This window comes from Streptomyces novaecaesareae (assembly GCF_000716875.1).
GTDB lineage: Bacteria > Actinomycetota > Actinomycetes > Streptomycetales > Streptomycetaceae > Kitasatospora > Kitasatospora novaecaesareae.
Genome location: NZ_JNWQ01000054.1, coordinates 25,235 through 48,206 on the forward strand (window position 1 = coordinate 25,235; position 22,972 = coordinate 48,206).

General features: G+C 70.2%; 18 protein-coding genes, 1 tRNA gene and 2 pseudogenes. 8 read left to right on the top strand and 13 right to left on the bottom strand.

Annotated features, from left to right (window positions below; genetic code table 11):
* Nucleotides 1–229 precede the first annotated feature (229 nt).
* Genes OP86_RS20855 through OP86_RS20865 form a run of 3 tightly spaced genes read right to left on the bottom strand, consistent with a single transcriptional unit; the run spans nucleotide 230 to nucleotide 3,565 of the window.
* Nucleotides 230–814 carry a hypothetical protein gene (locus tag OP86_RS20855; protein WP_051830344.1) on the bottom strand — a complete coding sequence of 195 codons (585 nt, stop codon included), beginning with the start codon at nucleotides 812–814 and terminating at the stop codon, nucleotides 230–232.
* Complete coding sequence (locus tag OP86_RS20860; protein WP_234435063.1) at nucleotides 801–2,480, bottom strand: vWA domain-containing protein; 1,680 nt, start codon at nucleotides 2,478–2,480, stop codon at nucleotides 801–803. Before OP86_RS20860 ends, OP86_RS20855 begins: the two co-directional genes overlap by 14 nt.
* A complete protein-coding gene (locus OP86_RS20865; RefSeq protein WP_030057721.1) occupies nucleotides 2,480–3,565 on the bottom strand; it encodes a substrate-binding domain-containing protein in 1,086 nt (361 codons plus the stop codon). The genes OP86_RS20860 and OP86_RS20865 overlap by 1 nt, the downstream gene beginning before the upstream one ends.
* A gap of 301 nt (nucleotides 3,566–3,866) precedes the next feature.
* On the opposite strand from OP86_RS20865, the gene pyk reads away from it, so the two are divergent.
* Nucleotides 3,867–5,297: a pyruvate kinase gene (pyk, locus tag OP86_RS20870; RefSeq protein ID WP_030057722.1), complete on the top strand. Its 1,431-nt coding sequence runs from the start codon at nucleotides 3,867–3,869 to the stop codon at nucleotides 5,295–5,297.
* A gap of 188 nt (nucleotides 5,298–5,485) precedes the next feature.
* On the opposite strand, the gene OP86_RS20875 is transcribed toward pyk, so the two are convergent.
* Nucleotides 5,486–6,271: a helix-turn-helix domain-containing protein gene (locus OP86_RS20875; protein ID WP_030057723.1), complete on the bottom strand. Its 786-nt coding sequence runs from the start codon at nucleotides 6,269–6,271 to the stop codon at nucleotides 5,486–5,488.
* A gap of 101 nt (nucleotides 6,272–6,372) precedes the next feature.
* Nucleotides 6,373–6,458, bottom strand: a tRNA-Leu gene (locus tag OP86_RS20880).
* A gap of 62 nt (nucleotides 6,459–6,520) precedes the next feature.
* Here OP86_RS20880 and OP86_RS20885 point away from each other — a divergent pair.
* Nucleotides 6,521–7,207 (top strand): ANTAR domain-containing response regulator, encoded by a 687-nt coding sequence (locus tag OP86_RS20885; RefSeq protein WP_245231817.1) that lies wholly within the window; start codon nucleotides 6,521–6,523, stop codon nucleotides 7,205–7,207.
* Between the two features lie 55 nt (nucleotides 7,208–7,262).
* Here the strand turns inward: OP86_RS20885 and OP86_RS20890 are convergent, their stop codons facing one another.
* From OP86_RS20890 to OP86_RS20915, 6 genes are all read right to left on the bottom strand, one after another.
* Nucleotides 7,263–7,979, bottom strand: coding sequence for an ABC transporter ATP-binding protein (locus OP86_RS20890; protein WP_030057725.1), 717 nt, complete (start codon nucleotides 7,977–7,979; stop codon nucleotides 7,263–7,265).
* Nucleotides 7,976–8,785, bottom strand: a complete 810-nt coding sequence (locus OP86_RS20895; RefSeq protein WP_051830350.1) for an ABC transporter ATP-binding protein — start codon at nucleotides 8,783–8,785, stop codon at nucleotides 7,976–7,978. Before OP86_RS20895 ends, OP86_RS20890 begins: the two co-directional genes overlap by 4 nt.
* 8 nt (nucleotides 8,786–8,793) lie before the next feature.
* The gene (locus OP86_RS20900) at nucleotides 8,794–10,725 is read right to left on the bottom strand and encodes a branched-chain amino acid ABC transporter permease (RefSeq protein ID WP_051830351.1); all 1,932 of its coding nucleotides are present in this window, start codon (nucleotides 10,723–10,725) and stop codon (nucleotides 8,794–8,796) included.
* 5 nt (nucleotides 10,726–10,730) lie between these two features.
* Nucleotides 10,731–11,660 carry a branched-chain amino acid ABC transporter permease gene (locus OP86_RS20905; protein WP_030057729.1) on the bottom strand — a complete coding sequence of 310 codons (930 nt, stop codon included), beginning with the start codon at nucleotides 11,658–11,660 and terminating at the stop codon, nucleotides 10,731–10,733.
* Between the two features lie 220 nt (nucleotides 11,661–11,880).
* A complete protein-coding gene (locus OP86_RS20910) occupies nucleotides 11,881–13,113 on the bottom strand; it encodes a branched-chain amino acid ABC transporter substrate-binding protein (protein WP_030057730.1) in 1,233 nt (410 codons plus the stop codon).
* A gap of 663 nt (nucleotides 13,114–13,776) precedes the next feature.
* Entirely contained in the window at nucleotides 13,777–14,241 is a 465-nt protein-coding gene (locus OP86_RS20915) for a PaaI family thioesterase (RefSeq protein WP_051830345.1), read from the bottom strand.
* 246 nt (nucleotides 14,242–14,487) lie between these two features.
* Between OP86_RS20915 and polA the strand changes: the two genes are divergently transcribed.
* The 4 genes from polA (at nucleotide 14,488) to hemC (ending at nucleotide 20,768) form a co-directional block, all read left to right on the top strand.
* Entirely contained in the window at nucleotides 14,488–17,175 is a 2,688-nt protein-coding gene (polA, locus tag OP86_RS20920) for a DNA polymerase I (RefSeq protein ID WP_199815228.1), read from the top strand.
* Nucleotides 17,176–17,273: 98 nt separating this feature from the next.
* On the top strand, nucleotides 17,274–17,933 hold the full coding sequence (locus OP86_RS20925; RefSeq protein WP_157849796.1) for a hypothetical protein: 660 nt from the start codon (nucleotides 17,274–17,276) through the stop codon (nucleotides 17,931–17,933).
* Nucleotides 17,934–18,218: 285 nt separating this feature from the next.
* Complete coding sequence (locus tag OP86_RS20930) at nucleotides 18,219–19,421, top strand: UDP-N-acetylglucosamine--N-acetylmuramyl-(pentapeptide) pyrophosphoryl-undecaprenol N-acetylglucosamine transferase (RefSeq protein WP_030057734.1); 1,203 nt, start codon at nucleotides 18,219–18,221, stop codon at nucleotides 19,419–19,421.
* A gap of 420 nt (nucleotides 19,422–19,841) precedes the next feature.
* Nucleotides 19,842–20,768, top strand: coding sequence for a hydroxymethylbilane synthase (gene hemC / locus OP86_RS20935; RefSeq protein WP_030057735.1), 927 nt, complete (start codon nucleotides 19,842–19,844; stop codon nucleotides 20,766–20,768).
* Here the strand turns inward: hemC and OP86_RS35990 are convergent.
* Nucleotides 20,765–20,914 (bottom strand): annotated as a pseudogene (locus OP86_RS35990) (delta-aminolevulinic acid dehydratase); the annotation flags it as partial. The gene hemC and the pseudogene OP86_RS35990 sit on opposite strands and share 4 nt — an antisense overlap.
* A gap of 431 nt (nucleotides 20,915–21,345) precedes the next feature.
* On the opposite strand from OP86_RS35990, the gene OP86_RS20945 reads away from it, so the two are divergent.
* Together OP86_RS20945 and OP86_RS37520 are read left to right on the top strand one after the other, a co-directional pair.
* On the top strand, nucleotides 21,346–21,930 hold the full coding sequence (locus OP86_RS20945; protein ID WP_051830347.1) for a HEAT repeat domain-containing protein: 585 nt from the start codon (nucleotides 21,346–21,348) through the stop codon (nucleotides 21,928–21,930).
* Nucleotides 21,931–21,991: 61 nt separating this feature from the next.
* Nucleotides 21,992–22,543, top strand: a complete 552-nt coding sequence (locus tag OP86_RS37520) for a glyoxalase superfamily protein (RefSeq protein ID WP_030057738.1) — start codon at nucleotides 21,992–21,994, stop codon at nucleotides 22,541–22,543.
* Nucleotides 22,544–22,732: 189 nt separating this feature from the next.
* Here OP86_RS37520 and OP86_RS20955 read toward each other — a convergent pair.
* Nucleotides 22,733–22,972 (bottom strand): annotated as a pseudogene (locus OP86_RS20955) (hypothetical protein); the annotation flags it as partial.

Genomic DNA, 22,972 nt, shown 5'->3' on the forward strand with positions numbered 1-22,972 from the left:
GCGTGCTTCCGCGTCGACGCGCATCGACGCGCGTAGAAGGACGCGCGTAGAAGTTTGCCGTGCGGGCCGGGTCGCTGAATAGCCCCCGGACCTGTCCAGGAGGTGAGATCTTGGCGACTCGTTCGTGACGAAGTCGGGCGGGGACGAGGGTGGTAGGGGGTGCCGGGCGGGGAGCGCGGGGGAGTCCGGCGGGGAGTCGGGTGAGGTGTCCCGCGAGGTGTCCGCGAGGTCAGGCCAGCTCGGCGGCGAGCCGGCCCACCTCGCGGCCCAGCTCCGCCGCCGGGTCCGCCGCGTCCGGGCCCGCCCACGGCTGCCAGGTCCGCGCCCGCAGGTAGCCGGCCACCGCGACCGGCAGCCGGTCCCGGACGATCAGCTCCGCCACCGGGCCGGGGCCGGCCTCGCGCAGCGCCGTCAGCAGACCGTCCACGCCGACGCCGGGCGGCAGCGGCACGGTGTCCAGGTAGGCGGCCAGCGCCTCCAGCTCCGGGTCGGGCTCGGGCGCCGGCGGGGAAACCGGTCCCGGCGGGGAAACGGGCATCGATACCGACCCCGACCGCGGATCCGGGCCGGGGTTCGCCCCCGCGGAGGCCGGGCCCGGCGGGGCCGACGACCCCTCCGACGGGTCGCCCCGGCGGCCGGGCGCGAGCAGCGCGCCCACCGCGTACAGGCCGGCCACCACCCCCGGCCACAGGTCCCCGCCGAGCCCGGCGTAGTGCAGCCCCACCCCGACCGCGCCGCCCGCACAGCCGACCAGGTTCCTGGCCGACTCCAGGTACCGCAGCGCCCGCCGGACGAGCCCGTCACTGGTAGCCACGGATCTCCTCGAACGCCCCGTCCAGCGAACCCGAACCGTCGAACAGCTTGCCGCCGCTGAGGTCCGCGACCCCCTGCAACTGGCTCACCGCCGCCTCGCCGAACCTGATCGGGAACACCGGGATCGACTTCTGCCAGGCCGGCAGCGCGTCGTGGAAACGCTTGAAGTCCGCGTCCGTCGCCCCGGAGTTGCTCTCCCCGTCGGTCATCAGCACGATCGAGGTGAACCGGTCGTCGTTCGCCGCCGCCTGCTGGCGCCCGATCACCCGGTACGCCTCCTCCAACGAGTCGTACAGCGCCGTACCGCCCGTCGCCGACAGCGACTGCACATCCGCGTTGATCGCCGCCAGCTCCGCCTGCGGCCCCGGCTGGCTGCCCGTCGGCGGCACCAGATGCGTCTTCGTCCACTTCACCGAGGAGGCGAACGACAGCAGGGTGACCTCCTCGCGGTTGCGGAAGCGCCGCACCCCGCGGGTGTCGTCCGCCCCCGTCAGCCGGCCCAGCGCCGTCTTCAGCGCCGAGATCCGCGCACCCTCCATCGAGCCCGAGGTGTCCAGCACGTACACCGTCCGGGACGGCCGGCGCAGATCGTTCTGGTACGCGGCCAGCAGACCGTCCGCGACCGCCCGCGTCCCCGGGAACGGCAACTCCGGACGGCGGTCCGTCGGCAACCCGGCGGCCGGCGCCACACCCGCGGCCGCCGGACGCCGCAGCGTCACCTCCGAGATACGCTTCTGCACCTCGTCCTTGCGCAGGTACGAAGTCAGCCGCTGGAAGGCGTCGCGCTGGTCCGGCGCGGCGGAGGAGAGCAGGGACAACGGGTAGTCCGCCGACACCACGCCGTCCAACGGACGCACCACCGTCAACTGCTGCTGCGCCGGCAGCGTCTTGTTCAACGACAGCAGCACCGACTCGTAGTTCACCAGCGCACCCACCACGCCCGACTCGGCCCGGGTGTACGCCTGGGCCAGCCAGCCCGAGGAACCGGACGTCAGCTTCTGGCCGGTGAAGAACTGCTTCAGCTGCGGCGTCGCCTTCTGCACGTCCGCCTCGGACAGCGCCGAATCCGCCTTGGAGAACGCCGAAGCGACCGCCACCAGCGTGGAGAAGCCCGAATTGGACCGCGACGGATCCGCCATCCCGTACGTCAGCTTGCCCGCCGCGGCCGCGTCGCCCACCTGCGCCCAGGTGACCTTCGAGCCGTCGCCCCAGCCCAGGTCCCCGAGCACCGAGGAACGCACCCCGATCGCCACCGGCGACACCATCACCGGAGTCTCGGACAGCACCTTGGACTTGCCGACCGGATCCAACCGCAGGTACTGGTTCGACGGGAACCACACCGCGTCGTACTTGCCGTCCGCCCGCCCCGAGGACACCGCGTCCGCGCCGTCCAGCGTGCCCGTCCAGGCGAACTGCACCGTCACCCCGGTGGCCTTCCTGGCCTCCTCCAGGACCGGCGCCAGGTCCTGCAGTTCACTGCCGGCCAGGATCCGCAGCACCCCCGGGCGCGCCGTCTCGGCCGGCTGGTCGGAGGGCCCCGGGCCGGGCTTGTCGCCCCCCGAGGAGGTGCAGGCCGTCACGGCCACGAGCACGGCCGCCAGCGCGGCGGTCAGCCCGCCACGGCGCTTCGTCCGGAAGTCCACCACGCGCTTCGTGCGGAAGTCCACTACGCGTTCCCCTTTGCCGCGTTGGTCAGCTTGACCAGGTTGTCCAGCGAAGGCAGCGTCGCCTGCTTGAACCCGGAACCGCGCAGGTCGCGCGCGAACGACGGCGGCTTCCGGTCCTTCACCAGGTTCCAGAACGCCTCCTGGTCCTCCTGCGGGCGCAGACCGAACCGGGCCTCCAGCTTGCGCAGCACCTCGTCGTTCTCCAGCACGTCGGCCAGCTTGCGGCCGTTGTCCGTACGGGCCACCAGGGTGTGGTCCGACTGCACCGTGGTGTCCGGGTACATCACGACCATGTCCCCCGTCGACTTGCCCTGCAGCGGAAGCGCGGCCGCCTGCGACTCGTACGCGAAGACCAGCGTGCCCACCCCCGCGAAGAAGTCCCGGAACGGCTCGTCACTGCTGATCTTCTGCATGCCCTGCAGCCTGCTGGACGTGGCCAGGACGTCCCGGACGGTGTTGACCCCCGCGTCGTCCGACACCACCTGGTTGCCGTTCGCGACGTACGCCAGCAGCGCCAGGTACATCGCCCCCGAGGACGAACTCTCCGGGTCCGTGGTCGACACGTACAGCATCCCGGCCAGCTCCGGGTGCTCGGCGGCGCCCTTGAGGTCCTTCCACTTCCGGCCGGTCCGCAGCGCCTCCACGTACTTGTCCATTCGGAACGTCCAGACGCCGCTCCCGGCGTCCACGTCCGCCAGCTGGTTCTGCTTCAGGACCTGAGCCGCCGACTCGTGCGTCACGATCACCAGCGGCGAGTAGAACGGCACCAGCGGCGAATCCTTCAACTCCCAGTTGCGCTGGATGTCCCGGGCCGGCGCGGCACTCGCCGGGAACGCGAAGTCCAGCCCCTTGGCGTTCTTCGCCTGCTCGCTCATCGTCCAGGAACCGGTCGAGTCCGCCTTGACCTCCAGGCCCCGCTTCCGCAACTCCGCCTTCACGTCCGGATTGTCGAAGAAGTCGCGCTTCTCCGAACCGATCAGACCGGAGACCGTGACCACATCGGCCCGCTTGTCCTCGGGGACCAGCGCATACGCCACCCAGCCCAGCAGGGCCAAGGCCGCGACCACCCCCAGCGCGCGTTTCATGCAGAACGCCTCCCCCTCGTCCGCTCCTTCGTCCGGGTGGTCCACCCGGACCCCCGGCAGCTCACCCGGGGGTGACGAGCGTCCCGCCGGGCGGGGAGCGGCAACGGAAGTGACGGTGAACCGGAGGTGAACAGCCCTTCACGGAATCGCATCGGCGGACCACCGGAAGGGGCGCGCGGGACAACGCTCGCACACCGGTCCGAGGATGTGTCAGATTGTTCAACTACCCTTACGGCAAAGGTCATCCCGCAGACTGGACCCGCGTCGAGGTTACGCGCCGGTAATGCCTACGCTCAGCAGTATGCGCCGAGCAAAAATCGTCTGTACCCTCGGGCCCGCCACCGACTCGTACGACCAGATCAAAGCCCTGGTCGACGCCGGGATGGACATCGCCCGATTCAACCTCAGCCACGGCACGCACGCCGAACACGAAGAACGCTACCGCCGCGTCCGCAAAGCCGCCGACGAGACCGGCCGCAGCGTCGGCGTCCTCGCCGACCTTCAAGGCCCGAAGATCCGCCTCGACACCTTCGCCCACGGGCCCGTACTCCTCGAACGCGGCGACGAGTTCACCATCTCCACCGACAAAGGCGTCGTAGGGGACAAGGACACCTGCGGAACCACCTACAGCGGACTCGCCGGCGACGTCAGCCGCGGCGAACGCATCCTCGTCGACGACGGCCGAGTCACCCTCGAAGTCCTCGCCGTCGACGGACCCCGCGTACGGTGCCTCGTCATCGAAGGCGGCCTCGTCTCCGACCACAAGGGCCTCAACCTCCCCGGCGTCGCCGTCTCCGTCCCCGCACTCAGCGACAAGGACGTCGCCGACCTGCGGTGGGCGCTGCGCACCGGAGCCGACCTCATCGCGCTCTCCTTCGTCCGCAGCGGGCGCGACATCGAGGAGGTCCACCGGATCATGGCGGAGGAAGGACGGTACGTCCCCGTCATCGCCAAGATCGAGAAGCCGCAGGCGGTCGAGAACCTCGAATCCGTCGTCGACGCCTTCGACGGCATCATGGTGGCCCGCGGCGACCTGGGCGTGGAGATGCCCCTCGAACAGGTCCCGCTCGTCCAGAAGCGCGCCATCAAGCTCGCCCGGCGCAACGCCAAACCGGTCATCGTCGCCACCCAGATGCTCGACTCGATGATCAACGCCTCCCGGCCCACGCGGGCGGAGGCCTCCGACGTCGCCAACGCGGTGTTGGACGGGACGGACGCGGTGATGCTCTCCGGGGAGACCTCGGTCGGCAAGTACCCCGTCGAGACCGTCAAGACCATGGCCCGGATCATCGAAGCCGCCGAGAACGACATCCTCGCCGCCGGCCTCCCCCCGCTCACCACCGGCAACAAGCCACGCACCCAGGGCGGCGCCGTCGCCCGCGCGGCCGCCGAGATCGGCGACTTCCTGCACGCCAAGTACCTCATCGCCTTCACCCAATCCGGCGACACCGCCCGCCGGTTGACCCGCTACCGCTCACCCATCCCGGTACTCGCCTTCACCTACGAGCCGGCCGTCCGCAGCCAACTCGCCCTCACCTGGGGCGTGGAGACCTTCCTCGGCCCCTTCGCCCCGACCACCGACCAGATGGTCGAACAGGTCGACGCGGCCCTGCTCTCCCTCGGCCGCTGCCAGAAGGGCGACATCGTGGTGATCACGGCCGGCTCACCCCCCGGCCTCGCCGGCTCCACCAACCTGGTCCGCGTCCACCACGTGGGAACGCTGGACGCCTGAACGGACTCTCCTTGGGCGGCATCCCTCGTATGAGGGATGCCGCCCACATGCTTGCCCGGGTGAGAATCAGCGGGATGAGCGACCACGTACTCTGGCGCGACCTCTGCCAGGAGATCCTCAACCGCCCCGGCGCCGGCGCGGCCTACGAGGCCGCCAGGGCCCGCTTCGAACGAACCGCCGCGCCGCTGTCAGTACTTGGGGCCGATATGGGCGTCCATGAGGGCGACGGAGTCCTTGCGGGCGACGGAGATGTTGAAGCCGCCATTGGACCGGGAGGCGTTCTTCCACTGGACGCCGACGGCGTCGAGGGTGGCGGTGAAGAGGCCGATGATGTCGGCTGAGGTGTTGGTGAAGAAATACCGCGGGTACTCGTAGCGCTTCTGGACCCCGGCGACCGTGCGGGTCGCCCAATTGGTGATGCGGCAGCCGTCGGAGTGGATGAGGCCGCGCAGGAACTCCCAGGGGTGAGCGTCGATGATCTCCCGCTGCCAGGGCGCTAGGGCTATGGTGCGCTCGTGCTTCTTGCCGGGGCCGTGCTGGGGGAACAGGCAGGTGAGGTGGTTCGAGTAGATCTTGACGTCGTGGCATCCGGTACGCCGCACCCGGCAAGGCTTGTTGTTGGGGAGCACCTGACGCATGGCCTGTTCGACGGAATCCATGACGCCTGGCCACTTGTCGTCGCAGGTGATCTGGAGACTCTGGGTCCTGCGGTACTCGTTGGGTAGCAGGATGTGGCCGTCGCCGAGGTAAAGGCCAAGGAGGTAGGCGTAGGCGGGGCGGTTGAGCTCGTCGCCGTAGCAGTGCATACACGCGGAGCGCTTACGACCGGGGAGCTCGTTGCGTTTGGCGAGGTCCTGGTGCTTCCACCACGAGACCGTGCCCTTCGGGACGCGGAGGCGGCGGGCCACCTCGGCATTGCTGATGCCTCGACGGAGGAGGTGAACAGCCTGTTCGCGCACAGAAAGTGTGGTCATGTGCGCCACAGTGAGGTGCGTCAAGCCGGATGGTGGACGCTTTGGGCACGGTCCACTGGAAGAGGTGAATTTCCCGCAACCTGGGAATATGAGGAAAATTCTGGTGCCGAGTGTGGGATTCGAACCCACACGCCCTTTCAGGCAATCGCTTTTGAGGCGATCGTGTCTGCCCTTCCACCAACCCGGCAAGTTCGCGCCCGTGAAGGATACCCCGTGAGCACTGTCCGGCGCAGCTAGGTACCCTCGTGCATGCAGTACCCCGCCGGAACTAGGAGCCCCGTGAGCACCGCCGACGAGCAGGCACAGCCGCTTGAGACCGAATCGCCCCAGATCACCCGGATTGTGATCGCCGAGGATGAGGCGTTGATCCGTCTCGACCTGAAGGAGATGCTGGAGGAGGAGGGGTACACCGTCGTCGGGGAGGCCGGGGACGGGGCTACGGCGGTGCAGCTCGTGGAGGAGCTGAAGCCGGATCTGGCGATCTTCGACGTGAAGATGCCGGTGCTGGACGGGCTGTCGGCCGCCGAGCAGATCCACGAGAAGCACCTGGCGCCGGTCCTCATGCTGACCGCGTTCTCGCAGCGGGAGCTGGTGGACCGGGCGCGGGACGCGGGGGCGATGGCGTACATCGTCAAGCCGTTCTCGAAGTCGGACCTGGTGCCGGCGATCGAGATGGCGGTGTCGCGGTACACCGAGATGCGGGCGCTGGAGAAGGAGATCGGGGATCTCACCCAGCGGCTGGAGACCCGGAAGCTGGTGGACCGGGCGAAGGGTGTGCTGCAGACGAAGTTCGGGCTGAACGAGCCTGCCGCGTTCCGGTGGATCCAGAAGACGTCGATGGACCGGCGGATGACGATGGCGGCGGTGGCCGAGGCGGTCATCGAGGAGGGCGAGGCCCAGGACCGCAAGAAGGCGGAAGAGGGCAAGTCCGAGTAGGACGTGAGGAAGGGCCCGGCGGACAGCGTCCGCCGGGCCCTTGCCGTATACGGGGTCAGTCCTCGCCGAGGTAGGCCTTGCGGACGGATTCGTCGTGGAGGAGGTCGGCGCCGGTGCCGGAGAGGACGATGCGGCCGGTCTCCATGACGTAGCCCTGGTCGGACAGTGACAGGGCGGCCTGGGCGTTCTGTTCGACCAGGAGGATGGTCGTGCCGCCGGCCTTGAGCTCGACGATGGTCGCCATGATCTTCTGCATCATGAGCGGCGAGAGGCCCATGGAGGGTTCGTCGAGCATGAGCAGTTTGGGCTGGGACATCAGGGCCCGGCCCATGGCGAGCATCTGCTGTTCGCCGCCCGACAGCGTCCCCGCGGCCTGCTTGCGGCGCTCGCCGAGGATGGGGAAGAGGCTGTAGGCGCGTTCGACGTCGGCCTGGATGCCGGCCGTGTCGCTGCGCAGGAAGGCGCCGAGGAGGAGGTTCTCCTCGATGGTCATGCGGGGGAAGATGTGCCGGCCCTCGGGGGAGTGGGCGAGGCCGAGGGCGACGATCTTGTGCGCGGGGACGGTGCTGAGGTCCTGGCCCTCGAAGGTGATGCGTCCGGCGGTGGGCTTGAGGAGACCGGACAGGGTGCGCAGGGTGGTGGTCTTGCCGGCGCCGTTGGTGCCGATGAGGGTGGTGACTTCGCCCTGCCGGACGGTGAAGCTGATGCCCTTGACGGCTTCGATCTTGCCGTAGGCGACGCGGAGGTCCTCGACCTCCAGGAGCGCGGTCACTTGGTGTCCTCCGGTGCTGCGGGGGTGCTGTCTTCGAGCGGGGCGCCGAGGTAGGCGGTGATGACGCGTTCGTCGTTCTGGACGGTCTCGCGGTCGCCTTCGACGATCTTCTGGCCCTGGACGAGTACGGCGGTGCGGTCGCAGAGGTTGAAGATGAAGCGCATGTCGTGCTCGATGACGAGGATGGAGATGCCCTTGTCCCGGATGGCGAAGACGAGTTCCTCGGCGGCGCGGGTCTCCTGGGGGTTCATGCCGGCGGTGGGTTCGTCGAGCAGGAGGAGGCCGGGTTCGGAGGCGAGGGCGCGGGCGATCTCCAGTTTGCGCTGTTCGCCGTACGGGAGGTTGCGGGCGAGGTGGTCGGCCTTGGCGGCGAGGCCGGTGAACTCCAGGAGTTCCATGGCCTTCTCGCGGCTCTCGGCCTCGGCGCGGTGGTAGGCGGGGCCGCGGAGGATGGCGGAGAAGATGCCTTCCTTGGTGCGGGTGTGCCGGCCGACGAGGACGTTCTCCAGGACGGTCATGTTGGCGAAGAGCCGGATGTTCTGGAAGGTGCGGGCGATGCCGGCCTGGGTGACGAGGTGGGGCTTGGGCGGGAGGACGACGTCGCGGTAGCGGACGGCGCCCTCGGTGGGGACGTACAGGCCGGTGAGGCAGTTGAAGAAGGTGGTCTTGCCGGCGCCGTTGGGGCCGATGAGGCCGATGATCTCGCCCTCGCCGACGGTGAGGGAGACGTCGTTGACGGCGGTGAGGCCGCCGAAGCGCATGGTGACGCCGGTGACTTCGAGCAGGGGTGCGGCGGTGGTGGTCATCGGGTCGGTCACGCCCCTGCCTTGGTGAGTGCGGTCGGGTCGCCGGTGGTCTGGGCCGGGATGGCGGCCTCGTGGAATTCCAGTTGCCGGCGCCGGTTGGGGATGAGGCCTTCGGGGCGGACGCGCATCAGGATGATGAGGGCGGCGCCGAAGGCGAGGAGCTGGTAGTCGGCGAGGAATTCGAGCTTCTTCGGGATGAGGAAGAGGAGGGTGGCGCCGGCGAGGGGGCCGCTGATGGTGCCCATGCCGCCGAGGATGACGGCGGCGAGCAGGAAGGCGGAGTTGGGGGGGAGGGCTTCGGCGAAGGTGTACTGGTCGGGGGTGACGGTGTAGCTGACGTGGGCCTGGACGGTGCCGGCGAGGCCGGCGAGGCAGGCGCCGAGGGCGAAGGCGAGGAGCTTGAGGCGGAAGCCGTTGATGCCCATGGCTTCGGCGGCGGTCTCGTCCTCGCGGATGGCGACCCAGGCACGGCCGATGCGGGAGTTGCCGACGCGGGCGAAGATCAGCACGACGAGGGCGGTGACCAGCAGCATCAGCAGGTAGTAGTTGGAGAAGCGGCCGAGTTCGATGCCGGCGATGGTGTGGGGCTTGCCGAGGTCGAAGCCGAGGATCTGCAGGTCCGGGATCCGGGGGATGCCGTTGGACCCGTTGGTGATCTTGGGGCCGGTGGTGCCGTTGAGGTTGAGCATGGTGATGCGGAAGATCTCGCCGAAGCCGAGGGTGACGATGGCGAGGTAGTCGCCGCGCAGCCGCAGGGTGGGGGCGCCGATCAGGACGCCGAAGACCATGGAGACGGCGGCGCCGGTGAGCATCGCGGCCCAGAACGGGAACTGGACGTGGATGGGCGAGGCGGGGGAGCCGGAGACCAGGGCGGCGGCATAGGCGCCGACGCCGAGGAAGGCGACGTACCCGAGGTCGAGCAGGCCGGCCAGGCCGACGACGATGTTGAGGCCGAGGGCGACGGTCGCGAAGATCAGGATGTTGGTGGCGACGGAGGTGTACTGGTCGCTGCTCTGGGTGAACGGGAAGCTCGCGGCGGCGGCGAAGGCGGCGCCGGTGGTGACCGGGCGGTGCTTGACGGTCAGTGCGCGCAGGCGGGCGATCAGGCCGGACTTGGTGAGGGCGGCGACGGCGAGGCCGGTGAACAGCAGGCAGCCGGTGAAGAGTTCGCCGTACTCGGTGTCGATGCCGAAGGTGATCGCGAAGAGGCCGAGCCCGAAGGCGACGACGATGATCAGGACCTCGGCCCAGGAGGGGAGTTCGCGCGGTGCGCCGAGCGGGCGGTCGATCTTGCCGAGGCGCAGCCAGCTGTTGGCGAGGTGGCCGAGCTGGAGCAGCAGGACGGCGCCGGTGGCGATGGCGATGCCGCCGGCGAGGGCGGTGATGACGGGGGCGACGGGCTGGTCGTCGGGGATGGCGTGGGCGCCGAGCCAGACCAGGGGGGCGGCCGGGACGAGCAGGAAGAGGCGCTTGTCGACGATCCGCAGCGGGACGGCGGTGCGCCGGTCGAGGGGGAGGCCGAGGGCGCCGAGGACGGTGAGCAGGCCGCCGGCGGCGAGGACCCAGCCGCCGGGTTCGAGGTTGGCGAGGCCGCCGAGTTCGGCGGAGATCGAGGTGACGGAGTAGGCGGCGACGGCGAGGGCGCCGGTGGCGGCGTACAGGACGGCGTTGTTGCTGTGGGTGGGGGCGGCCCAGCGCAGGCCGGGGACGCCCTGGGTGGCGAGCAGCAGGAGGAGGGTGAGGAGGCCGGCGGTGAGGGCGAGCCACTGGAGGCCGGCGGGGGAGCCGTAGTAGGTGAGGTCGCCGGGGAAGTCGGAGGTCCAGGTCCAGGACATGGCGGCGGAGACGGTGGTGGCGAGGGCGCCGAGGCCGGTGAGGGCTGCGGCGGCGCGGGCCGGCAGGGGGATGACCGGGGTGGTTTCGGTGTTGGTGGTGGTCATGGTGGTCACGCCCTGTCCGCGACGCGCTCGCCGAGCAGGCCCTGGGGCCGGACGAGGAGCACGAGGATGAGGAGTACGAAGGCCCAGACGTCCTTCCAGGCGCCGCCTCCGAAGAGGTGCATGCCGGGCAGGTGCTGGATGTAGCCGGTGGCGAGGGCTTCGGCGAGGCCGAGGGCGAGGCCGCCGAGCATGGCGCCGTAGATGTTGCCGATGCCGCCGAGGACGGCGGCGGTGAAGGCCTTGAGGCCGAGGATGAAGCCCATCCGGAAGTCGATCTGGCCGCTGCGCAGGCCGTAGGCGACGGCGGCGACGGCGGCGAACGCGGCGCCGATGGCGAAGGCCATGACGATGATCCGGTCGGTGTCGATGCCCATGAGCTTGGCGGTGTCCGGGTCCTGGCTGGTGGCCTGCATGGCGCGGCCGGAGCGGGTGCGGGTGACGAACCAGCCGAGGGCGAGCATGCACAGGGGGGCGGCGATGATCAGGAAGAGGTCGCTGCGCTGGATGGTGACGGAGCCGAGGCTGAAGGGGTCGCCGGGGATCTTGGGGAAGACGCGGGCCTTCTTGGCGTCGGGGTAGAAGGAGAAGACGAGTTGCTGGAGGAAGATGGACAGCCCGATCGCGGTGATCAGCGGTGCGAGCCGGGGTGCGTTGCGCAGGGGGCGGTAGGCGAACCGCTCGGCGGCGACGGCGGTGAGGGTGGAGACCAGGACGCCGGCGATCAGCATCAGCGGTAGGGCCAGCCAGAGGGTGGTGCCGCCGGGGAGGGCGAGGTAGGCGGTCAGGGCGCCGAAGCCGCCGACCATGACGATCTCGCCGTGGGCGAAGTTGATGAGCTGGACGATGCCGTAGACCATCGTGTAGCCGATCGCGACGAGTCCGTAGAGGGCGCCGAGGATCAGGCCGTTGGCCAGCTGCTGCGGTAGGTCGTGCACCGCTGGGCCTCCGTAGTGCGTTCGGGGGTGTCCGCGTGGGTGGTGGATGTGGGGGCGCGCGGGGGCACTCGTGGCGCCCCCGCGCGCTGTGCTGCTGGTGGTGGCGGTGCCGGTCGGGTCAGCGGTTGAGCGGGCTCGGCCGTTGAGCGGGCTCAGTTGTTGAGCGGGCTCGGCCGTTGAGCGGGCTCGGCTGGTGGACCGGGTCGGCCGTCGGGCCGGGTCAGCCGTTGAAGGTGCCGGACTTCTCCACGGCCCACTTGCTGTCCTTGACGGTGTAGACGGTGAGCTGCTTGTTGGTGGTGTCGCCGAACTCGTCGAAGGAGACCTTGCCGGTCACGCCGTCGAAGGAGGCCTTCTGGACGGCGTCGCGGACGGCCTTGCGGTCCGGGACCTTGCCGTTGTTGTCCTTCACGGCCTGCTTGACGCCCTGGATGATGGCCCAGGCGCTGTCGTAGGAGTAGCCGCCGTAGGTCTCGTAGGCGTCCTTGTAGCCGGCGGCCTTGTAGTCGGCGATGAACTTCTTGGCGGTGTCGAGGGTTTCGACGGGGAGGCCGACGGCGGTGGCGTAGTCGCCCTGGCTCTTGGGGTTGAGCTTGATGAAGTCGCCGCTCTGGATGCCGTCGCCGCCCATCAGGGGGATGTTGACGCCGGCTTCCTTGAGCTGGAGGGAGAGCGGGCCGGCGGCGGGGTACTCGCCGCCGTAGTAGACGGCTTCGGCGCCGGAGCTCTTGACCTTGGTGACGATGGCGGAGAAGTCGCGGTCGTCGGGGTTGACGTGCTCCTCGCCGGCGAGGGAGCCGCCGAGCTTGGTGAACTCGCCCTTGAAGGTGGCGGCGAGGCCGGCGCCGTAGGTCTTCTGGTCGTCGATGAGGAAGACCTTGGTCTTCTTGGCGTCGTTGTAGAGGAACTGGGCGGCGAACGGGCCCTGGACGGCGTCGGTGGTGGCGGTGCGGAAGTAGGACTTGAAGGGGCGCTTCTTGTCGCCGCTGGCCCACTTCTCGCCCTGGCTGAGGGCGACGCCGGTGTTGGCGGGGGAGACCTCGACCAGGTTGGCGTCGTCGAAGATCTGCTGCATCGACTGCGCGACGCTGGAGTTGAGGGGGCCGACGACGCCGAGCACCTTGGAGTCGCCGACCAGCTGGGTGGCGTTCTGCTGGCCGGGGGCGGGCTTGGCGGTGTCGTCGAGGGCCTTGATCTCGAACTTGACGCCCGGGACCTCGTTGGTCTCGTTGGCCTTCTTGACCGCGAGGTCGACGGAGTTGCGGATGCCGAGGCCGAGGGCGGAGAGGTCGCCGGTGAGCGGGGCGTCGACGCCGATGACGACGGTGGTGGCGGAGCCGGAGTTGGCGGAGCCGCCGTCGCCGCTCTTCTTCTCTCCGCGGGAGCCACAGGCGCTGAGGCTGAGGGCGCCGATCACGGCAATGCTCACGACAATTGCAGAACGGTGACGCACGAGGGTCCCCTTCGGTTCAGGAGGCGCCCGCGCGGGAGTGGCGGGAGCCGGAGTGCGCGAGGGCCGGGCCCAATCGGATAGCGCGGTGACTGGCCGTGACTCTAGATGTCGATGGGCTGCTCGGGCAGTGGTGCGAGCATGCTGTGATTCTCTTGTTATGAGCACACGGAGCAGTTGTCTCAGCATGTGGTCGTTTCGGCTCGATCGATCCTCCAGCGCCGGGCGTTTACCGCCTGCTAAGGGGATGTAAGGCCCAGAAATAGGGGTTGCAGCTGGCAGTGCCGATAATCGGACAGCCGTGTCCGGTGCCCTGGTTTCGTTCTTGAGCGTCCGGATTTCGGACGAGGAGGGCGCGGCGAAGGGGCTCCGGGGGTGGGGAGAGGTCCCCGGAACCGGCAGGTGATCTGATTTCCTACCTGTTACGCAGTGTTACAAGTTTGAGATGGGGCCGGGCCGCGCGCCGACCGCGCCCGGACATGCGAACGCCCCCCTGTCCAGACCAACGCCTGCCCAGCGTGGCAGATGGTCAAACAGGGGGGCGGCCAAGGGACTTGATCCCGTATTGGCTGAACTCGACGCCGCAGCGCGGACGTTACGGCCGTTACGGCCGGGGCGAGCGTCGCGGACGGTGCGGGCGTCGCGGCCGGGGCGGAGGTGGGCCCGTCAGCGGTCGCGCAGCATGCACGTCAGCCGGCAGCTGGTGATCCGCTTGCCGGTGTCGTCGGTGACCGCGATCTCGTAGGTGGCGGCGGTGCGGCCCTTGAACACGGCCGTCGCCACCCCGGTGACCAGCCCGGATGTCGCCGAGCGGTGGTGGGTGGCGTTGAGGTCCACGCCGACCGCGTACCGGCCGGGGCCGGCGTGCAGCATCGCGCCGATCGAGCCCAGCGTCTCGGCCAGCGCCGCCGACGCGCCGCCGTGCAGCAGCCCGTACGGCTGCTGGTTGCCCTCCACCGGCATGGTGCCGACGACGCGGTCGGCGGAGGCCTCGACGATCCGGATGCCGAGCTTTTCGCCGAGGTCGCCGCCGGAGAAGGTCGCCGGGGTGACGCCGAGCTTGGCGAAGTGGTCCAGCACGTCCTGCGGGACGTTCAGGACGGGGGCGGTGCCGGGGGCCGCATCGGCCATGGGGAACTCCTGCCGGTCAGGGGGTCACGGGTCCTGCTGCCAGTGATCGTACGGCCGTCCTACTCGGCGGCGGTGCGCGGCCGGTGTGGTGCGGCGCCCCACCGGCACCGCGCCCCATTTGTCGGTGCCGGGCCATAGGATCGGTGGCCGGTAGTGGAATCGGCAGGAACGGACGTTGACGTGGCTACGCAGAGTACGGACAAGGGCGCGACGGGTGGCGGCGGGGCCGGCCCGCGGCCCCGGCTGATGCTGCTCGACGGGCACTCGATGGCCTACCGGGCCTTCTACGCCCTGCCCGTGGAGAACTTCAACACCTCCACCGGCCAGCCCACCAACGCGGTCTACGGCTTCGCGTCGATGCTCGCCAACACCGTCCGTGACGAGCAGCCCACCCACCTCGCCGTCGCCTTCGACCTCTCCCGGCAGACGTTCCGCTCCGTCGAGTTCCCCGACTACAAGGCCAACCGCGCCAAGACGCCGGACGAGTTCAAGAGCCAGGTCGGCCTGATCGGCGAGCTGCTCGACGCGATGAACATCCCGCGGCTGACCGTCGAGGGCTTCGAGGCCGACGACATCATCGCCACCCTGGCCACCGCCGCCGAGGCGGCCGGCTACGACGTCGACATCGTCACCGGCGACCGCGACTCGCTCCAGCTGGTCACCGACCACGTCACCGTCCTCTACCCGACCAAGGGCGTCTCCGAGCTCACCCGCTTCACCCCCGAGAAGGTCACCGAGAAGTACGGCGTCACCCCGAGCCAGTACCCGGACCTCGCCGCGCTGCGCGGCGACCCGTCCGACAACCTGCCCGGCATCCCCGGCGTCGGCGAGAAGACCGCCGCCAAGTGGGTCAACCAGTTCGGCTCCTTCGACGAACTGGTCACCCGCGCCGACGAGGTGAAGGGCAAGATCGGCGAGAAGCTGCGTGACAACCTCGACTCGGTCAAGCGCAACCGCGTCCTCACCGAGCTCGTCCGCGACGTCCAACTCCCGCTCGGCGTCGCCGACCTGGCCCGCGCGCCGTTCGACAAGGCCGCCGTCGGCACCCTGATGGAGTCGCTGGAGTTCCGCAACGCCAACTTCCGCGACCGCGTCTTCGGCATCGACCCGTCCGCCGGCGAGGCCGCCGCGGAAGCCGAACTCGCCCCCGGCGTCGAGGTCGACGGCGAACTGCTCACCGACCCGGGCACGCTGGCCGCCTGGCTGCGCGAGCACGCCTCCGACGGCAAGACCACGGTCGCGCTGGCCGCCGTCTACCAGTGGGCGCTCGGCAGTGGCGAGGTCACCGAAGTCGCCCTCGCCGCAGGGGAGTCGGCCGCCTGGTTCGACCCGGCGCTGCTCGCCGAGGAGGACGAGCGGGCCCTCGCCGGCTGGCTCGCCGACCCAGCCGCCCCCAAGGCCCTGCACATCGCCAAGCAGGTCATGCGCGCCTTCGCCGAGCGCGGCTGGAGCATCGAGGGCGTCGTCGCCGACACCGCGCTCGCCGCCTACCTGGAGAAGCCCGGCCGCCGCACCTTCACCCTGGAGGTGCTCGCCGAGGAGTACCTGGCCCGCTCGCTCGACCCGGCCCCCGCCGCCGAGAGCGGCCAACTCGCCTTCGACGCACCGGAGGAGGACGAGACGGCCGGCGCCCGGTCGCTGATGCTCCAGGCCCGCGCCGTGCTCGACCTCGCCGCGCTCTTCGACACCCGCCTCGCCGAGGTCGGAGCCACCGAGCTGATGCGCGACATGGAACTGCCCATCGCCGCCCTGCTCGCCCGCATGGAGCGCTACGGCATCGCCGCCGACCGCGAGTGGCTCACCGGCCTGGAGGCCCAGTTCGCCGCCGAGATCCAGCGCGTGGTGGAGGAGGCGCACGCCGCCGCCGGGCACGAGTTCAACCTCGGCTCGCCCAAGCAGCTCCAGGAGATCCTCTTCGGCGAGCTCGCGCTGCCCAAGACCAAGAAGATCAAGACCGGCTACACCACCGACGCCGACGCCCTCACCTGGCTGGCCACCCAGACCGACAACGAGCTGCCGGTCATCCTGCTGCGCCACCGCGACCAGGCCAAGCTGCGCACCACCGTCGAGGGCCTGCTCAAGACCGTCTCGCCCAAGGGCCGGATCCACACCACCTTCAACCAGATGGTCGCCGCCACCGGCCGGCTCTCCTCGCAGGACCCGAACCTGCAGAACATCCCGGTCCGCACCGAGGAGGGCCGCGCCATCCGCCGCGCCTTCGTCGTCGGCGAGGGCTACGAGTCGTTGCTCACCGCCGACTACTCCCAGATCGAGCTGCGGATCATGGCGCACCTGTCCGAGGACGAGGCGCTGATCGAGGCCTTCGCCACCGGAGAGGACCTGCACACCACCGTCGCCTCCCAGGTCTTCGAGGTCCCCGGCGACGCGGTCGACGCCGAGATGCGGCGCAAGATCAAGGCGATGTCCTACGGCCTGGCGTACGGGCTGTCCGCGTACGGGCTCTCGCAGCAGCTCGGCATCAAGCCGGCCGAGGCGCAGGGCCTGATGGACACCTACTTCGAGCGTTTCGGCGGCGTGCGGGACTACCTGCGCCGGGTCGTCGACGAGGCCCGGGCGACGGGGTACACCGAGACCCTGCTCGGCCGCCGCCGCTACCTGCCCGACCTCAACAGCGACAACCGCCAGCGCCGCGAGATGGCCGAGCGGATGGCCCTCAACGCCCCGATCCAGGGCTCGGCCGCCGACATCGTCAAGATCGCCATGCTCCGGGTGGACGAGGCGCTGCGCGCGGCCGGCCTCACCTCCCGGATGCTGCTCCAGGTGCACGACGAAATCGTCCTGGAGCTGGTCCCGGGCGAGCGCGAGCAGGTCGAGGCCGTCGTCCGCGAGCAGATGGCGGGCGCCTACCCGCTGCGCGCCCCGCTGGACGTCTCGGTCGGCGTCGGCGCCAACTGGGAGACCGCCGCGCACTGACGCCATACGCTGACGGTGCGTCAGGTGGCTGTGGGTGCGGGCCTGTTCCCGGCCGCACCCACAGCCCCTACGCTGGGACCATGACGGCCGGACCGGCATTGCGCACAGGGACAGACTCGACGGACCTGGTCTTCGCGGAGGGCGGCGGGACGCGCGCCCAGGCGGTGCGAACGGTCCTGATGGCGGGCCGCGCCGCGCTGATCGCGCCGGTGGTCCTGGGCGGGTTCTCGGTGCTGCTCGGCTTTGTGCTGTTCCTCGCCTTCGGGGTGGGCCTGGGCACGGTGCTGCTGGTCGTCATGCTGGTGTCGGTGGGGGAGGTCCTGGTCTTCGCGCCCCTGGGGGCGTTCGCCGACCTCAAGGCGGTCCACCGGGTGGAGTTCGCTCCGCCGGCCGCTCCCGAGCGGATGCGGTACGTCCGGGCCGGCCGCGTCGACCCCTGGCTCCCGGTGTCGGAGTTGAGCAGGTTCGTGATCACCCACCGGATCGAGGAGCCCTACCCGGGCGACCGGCGCCCGGCCGGTCACGCCTACGACCTGCGCATGGTGCTGCGGCACAACCAGAAGGCCCCCTCAGTGCGTTCGCGTGCGGGGGATCCCACGCGGCTGGCCGGGGAGCTGACGGCGCTGCTGTCCTCGGCTGGGGTTCGGGTCGAGCTGGAGACCCTCCGCAGGGTCCGGTCCAAGACCCCGCCGCCCTCGCCCCGGGTCTACGGCGGCTCCGGTTCGGCCAACTCCGCCGGCTACTCGGGCGGGGGCTGAGCCTACTGGCGGGCGTTGGTGCGCTTCGTCGGCTCGGCGTCTGCGTCGGCATCGGCGCCAACCGGGAGGCCGCCGCGCACTGACGCACCCGCGCGTGCCGGCAGGGCGGTCGGTGGCTGCCCTGCCGGGAGATCGGCGACGGGCTCTCGGCGTGTCGCATATGTGTCCTCGATCGGGTGAAGTTGCCTGCGGCATCGCACAGTTCGAGCAGTGACGGCGAGCCTGACTGCTGTGGTGGCCTGCTATCGTCCGCCGTGTTCGGGCGCCGCTTCCGGGCGCGAATGGATGGGGAGCTCCTCTGTGACCAGCGATGCCGTCGACCGTCTCCCGGCGCGGGCCTTCCGGCTGATCGTGACGGGCGGTGGAACGGGCGGGCACACCTACCCCGCGCTCACCGCGATCCGCACCGCGGGGGCGAGACTCGCCGCTGCCGGTCGGGCGCTGGACGTGCTGTGGGTCGGCACGGCGGACAGCCTGGAGTCCCGTGTCGCGGCGGGTGAAGGCATCGAGTTCGCGGCGGTCGCGACGGGGAAGATCCGACGCCACCGGAACCCGCTCAAGATGGTCTCTCCGGCGAATGTGCGCGACATGGCGCGTGTGCCGCTCGGTGTCGCCCAGGCCCGCGCGGTGGTCTCCCGGTTCCGCCCCGATGTGGTGCTGGCCACGGGCGGATACGTCGCGGTGCCGGTGGGCATCGCCGCTTCGCTGTGTCGTCGCCCGCTCGTCGTCCACGAGCAGACGGTGCGCCTGGGCCTGGCCAACCGGACGCTCGCGGGACGGGCGGCCCGTATCGCGGTGTCCTCCGAGTCCACGCTGGCGCTGCTGCCGGAGGCGTCCCGCTCGATCGCGGTCGTCACCGGCAACCCGGTGCGGCCCGAGATGCTGACCGGTCATGTGGACAAGGCGATTCAGGCGCTCGGGCTGCACGGATTCCGCCAGGACCTGCCGACCGTGTACGTCACCGGCGGCGCGCAGGGGTCGGAGCAGATCAACGGACTGGTGGCCGACGTTCTGCCCTGGCTGCTGACCGGCGCCAACGTGATCCACCAGTGCGGCCCGGCGAACGTCGAAGCCCTGCGGGCCCGGGCCGCGGCTCTTCCCCCGCATCTGGCGTCCCGGTATCTGCTCACCGGGTTCGTCGGTCCCGAGTTGCCCGACGTCCTCGCGCTGGCCGATGTGGTGGTCTCCCGCAGCGGGGCGGGCACGATCGCGGAGCTGACGGCGCTCGGTAAAGCTGCGGTCCTCGTCCCCCTCGCCAGTTCGGCCGGCAACGAGCAGGCGCACAACGCCGGCCACCTGCACGAGGCCGGGGCGGCGGTCGCGCTCCTCGGTGAGGTGACGGCGAAGCGGCTCCGAGAGGCGGTCGACCCGCTGCTGACCGATGCCTACCGCCGTGCGGGCATGGCCGAGCGGGCGCGTTCCTACGGCCGGCCGGATGCCGCTGACCGGCTGGTGGACCTGCTCCTCTCGGCCGCCGTCGAGCACTGACGAGCAGTCACGGCCGGGAGCCCGGGGATGAGCAGCCGCCCGTGTGCCATGGCCCGCCGCCACACGTCCTTGACCTCGTCCACGTCCGGCCAGATGGAGAAGACCGCTTCGGCGAGGATCGGCCCGGAGTCGATCCCGGAGTCGACGCCGCCGCCGCACTGAGGTGGTCGGCCGCTGCCTCCCAGGGGCCGGGCCCGGGTGCAGCCTCGTACCCTCGTCCGGGCCCATCGGCGGTTGCGAGCCGCGTCGTACACCTCCCTGGCTGCACGCGGCTGACTGGCTGCCTAACCGGCGGCGAGGACCGGGGCGGTGTCCAGCACGGGCTGCTCCTTCGATGGTTCCGACATAACGTCGGAAACCGGGCACGGTCGATCCGGGTAGCATGCGGCCAACATCTCTCCGGATGCCGGGAGTTGACGTATGAGCACACTGGTGGTGGGGTCGAGAGCCGGTCACTTGGCGCGGGCCCAGGTCAAGGAGCTTCTGGCGCCGTTGCGGGAGCGCTTCCCCGACGTGACCTTCCGCCACCAGGTGATCCTGGAACGCGGCGACCAGGACAGGAAGACGGCCCTGCCGCAGGTCTCCGCGCGCGCCGGTGGCTCGGCGTTCTCGACCAACCAGGAAACCGCCTTGGTGGCCGGCGAGGTGGACGTGATCGTGCACAGCCTCAAGGACCTGCCGACCGCCAACCCGCCCGGCCTGGTCCTGCTGCCGCCACCGGGACGGGAGGACGTCCGGGACGCGCTGTGCGGGAGTACGTTGGCCGGCTTGCCGCAGGGTGGGCGGATCGGCACCGGGGCGGCACGTCGGATCGCCCAGCTACTCCACGTCCGCCCGGACCTCGTGCCGGTGCCGATCCGCGGTAACGTGCCGCCGCGGCTGCACAAGCTCAAGACGATGAACCTGAACGCGGTGGTGCTGGCGGCGGCCGGGCTCAAGCGCCTTGGGCTGGACGACGCGATCAGCCAGATCCTGCCGGTTGAGCAGTTCCCTCCGTCGCCAGGCCAGGGGGCCCTGGGCATCCAGATCCGGGAGGACAACGAGCCGCTCCGCGAGATCCTGTCCACCGCCGGAGACCTGGTGGTGGACTCGGAGGTGCGGGCCGAGCGGGCGATGCTCGCCGAGCTGCACGGCGGGTGCTCGGTGCCGATCGGCGCCTACGGCAAGGCCGACGGGAACGTGCTGACGTTGCACGCGCAGGTCACCTCCGTGGACGGCAAGAGGCAGGTGGAGGCCAGTTGCTCCGGCCCGTTGAGCGAGCCGGAGAAGCTGGGCGTGCAGGTGGCCGGCCTCCTGCTGGACCGAGGTGCGGAGGGCATCCTCGCGGAGATCCGGCCCACCGTTTAGGTGCGGAGAAGGCGGGCGAGGTCCAGGGCCTCGTAGGTGATGATCCGCTCGGCCCCGGCGCGCTTGAGCATGGTGAACAGCTCTGCCAGTGGGCGGAAGTCCCGCCGCCCGGTGGCCGGGTCGAGCGGCGCCAGGCGCATGTACTCGCCGGAGACGGAGACTCGTCCACGCCCGGCTCCTCAGGTTCTCGTGCTCCGGCACGCCGAGGATGGGAGCCACCTGCCGGTTCCACTCCGCCTGGCTCAGTCGTCCGGCTTCGAGTTCGGTGTAATAAAGGTGGTTGGCGTCTGGATCGCAGCCGAGGGTGTGCCGCCACGCCTCGGCGGCGAGGCCCTGGGCGAGGCACCATGCCCGGTGTGAGGGTCCGGCATTGGCCGTCAGCACACCGGCGCGGCCGGACGTCAACCACCTTGAAGCAGAAGCTACTTCGCCGGAGCGGGGATGAAACGCATAGAACACCTACCTAACGCCTCCGAAGCCCCTGGTGGCGTCGATCCGGTTGACGGCCGGTCCCGTTATGGTTGACCCGGCGGGCTCCGATGGGGCACGCAGGGCGGCGGGCAGTCGGAGGGGGGCCGTGGATCAGGTAGGGCATCTCATCGAGCTGTTTGCGTCCATACCGGATGATTCTTCTGTCAGGCGTCGCCGGTGGCTCGGACGTCGTCTCGTCGACCTGTTTCGGTCCACGCCCGCCGGGGCCGACATCCAGGGCAGCAGTAAGGTTGACGTCATCGTCGAACTCGAAGACCACCTCGACGACGCCCGGGTGCTCTCGTTCTTCGTCTCGGTGATCAGCGATCCGGCCGAGTACGATCTCGCCCGGATCGAGTGCATCAAGATTCTTCGCCTGTGGCCGCCGGACGCGGCGGCCGGTCGGCAACGGGTCGGGCGGGCGATGGTGGCGGCGCTTCAAGTTGGCGAGGACTACCTGGTGCGCCAGTGGGCCGCCCGGTCGCTGGAGTCGTATGTCGGTGACACGGTGGTGTTCGAGGCGCTGGCTACCGCGGTACTGCACGACGGCGACCCCAATGTGCGCGACAACGCGCTGAGCTCTCTCCAGCGGGCCGGCAGGGACGACCGCAGTGCCGAGTTGCTGCGGCAGTTGGTGAGTGACCCGGAGCTGGGCAGGGCTGCGGCCAGGACCCTCCAGTCGTGGGCCTAGCCCTCTACCGGACGAAAGTTCATATAGCCCCCTCTCGGGTCAGCGTGGAAAGCCGGGCGCGATGACGTTCACCACCACAGACCAGGCCAAGAAGCTGGCCAAACTGCTGCGCGAGGACCTTGCCGCAGCAGGGGTCGAGATCCCGCACAGCCTTGCGCTCGAACTGGTCGCCCACCAACTCGGCACCAAGGACTGGAACGTGCTCGCCGCTCTGGCCCGCCGGGCCGGGAGCCCTGACGCGCCGGACATCAGCCCGGGCGTGCCGGTCCTGCGCGTCATGTCCGTCGCACAGGCACTGCCGTTCTACCTCGACTACCTGGGCTTCGCCCTGGACTGGGAGCACCGGTTCGAGCCTGGGCTGCCACTGTACGTGCAGGTATCGCGCTCGTCAGCAGTGCTGCACCTCTCCGAGCACCACGGCGATGGCGGCCCCAACGGCGCGGTCTGGATCCCGGTGCGCGACGTGGCCGCGCTGCACAGGGAATTGCTCGCCCGACCGAACGCGCCGGTACGTCCCGGAATCTCTCCGGACGCGCCCGGAGGGCCGACGCTTCAGGTCATCGATCCGTACGGCAATATCCTGAGATTCGCGCAGCCGCCATCCGCGCAGTAGTCGACCCCGGCGGAGCGCGCCGCAGCACACGGCGCGCTCTGCCGAAAGACGGTAACCAGATCACGATCCACCGCTGGAGTATTTGGCGCGGAGGCGGCCAAGTCCAGGGCCGCATAGGTGATGGTCTGCCGGGCGCCGACTGCCGGTGCTTGTGCTGTACAGGAAGTCGGTGGGGTCGACTTTCTGTGTCTACGGGCGGGTGGCTTGGGTGGCTTGGGTGGCGTGGGTGCGGCAGCGGAGGAGGGCGAATGTGATGCGGGTGTCGGGGTTGGGGGCGGTGGCGAGGAGTTCGCCGGCGGTGACGAGGGTGTTCCAGTAGCGGGTGGGGTCGCCGGTGCGGGGCATGGGGCGGGCGGCGGTGAGGGAGAGGTAGGCGACGGTCAGGTTCCCGGTGGTGAACCAGCGGTCCAGGCCGTGGCGGTGGCCGGG

Excerpts from the sequence above, each read along its gene's own strand:
- OP86_RS20865 (WP_030057721.1), bottom strand. The coding sequence starts at position 3,565 with ATGAAACGCGCGCTGGGGGTGGTCGCGGCCTTGGCCCTGCTGGGCTGG.
- pyk (WP_030057722.1), top strand. The coding sequence starts at position 3,867 with ATGCGCCGAGCAAAAATCGTCTGTACCCTCGGGCCCGCCACCGACTCG.
- OP86_RS20875 (WP_030057723.1), bottom strand. The coding sequence starts at position 6,271 with ATGACCACACTTTCTGTGCGCGAACAGGCTGTTCACCTCCTCCGTCGA.
- OP86_RS20885 (WP_245231817.1), top strand. The coding sequence starts at position 6,521 with ATGCAGTACCCCGCCGGAACTAGGAGCCCCGTGAGCACCGCCGACGAG.
- OP86_RS20895 (WP_051830350.1), bottom strand. The coding sequence starts at position 8,785 with ATGACCACCACCGCCGCACCCCTGCTCGAAGTCACCGGCGTCACCATG.
- OP86_RS20900 (WP_051830351.1), bottom strand. The coding sequence starts at position 10,725 with ATGACCACCACCAACACCGAAACCACCCCGGTCATCCCCCTGCCGGCC.
- OP86_RS20915 (WP_051830345.1), bottom strand. The coding sequence starts at position 14,241 with ATGGCCGATGCGGCCCCCGGCACCGCCCCCGTCCTGAACGTCCCGCAG.
- polA (WP_199815228.1), top strand. The coding sequence starts at position 14,488 with ATGCTGCTCGACGGGCACTCGATGGCCTACCGGGCCTTCTACGCCCTG.
- OP86_RS20930 (WP_030057734.1), top strand. The coding sequence starts at position 18,219 with ATGGGGAGCTCCTCTGTGACCAGCGATGCCGTCGACCGTCTCCCGGCG.
- hemC (WP_030057735.1), top strand. The coding sequence starts at position 19,842 with ATGAGCACACTGGTGGTGGGGTCGAGAGCCGGTCACTTGGCGCGGGCC.
- OP86_RS37520 (WP_030057738.1), top strand. The coding sequence starts at position 21,992 with ATGACGTTCACCACCACAGACCAGGCCAAGAAGCTGGCCAAACTGCTG.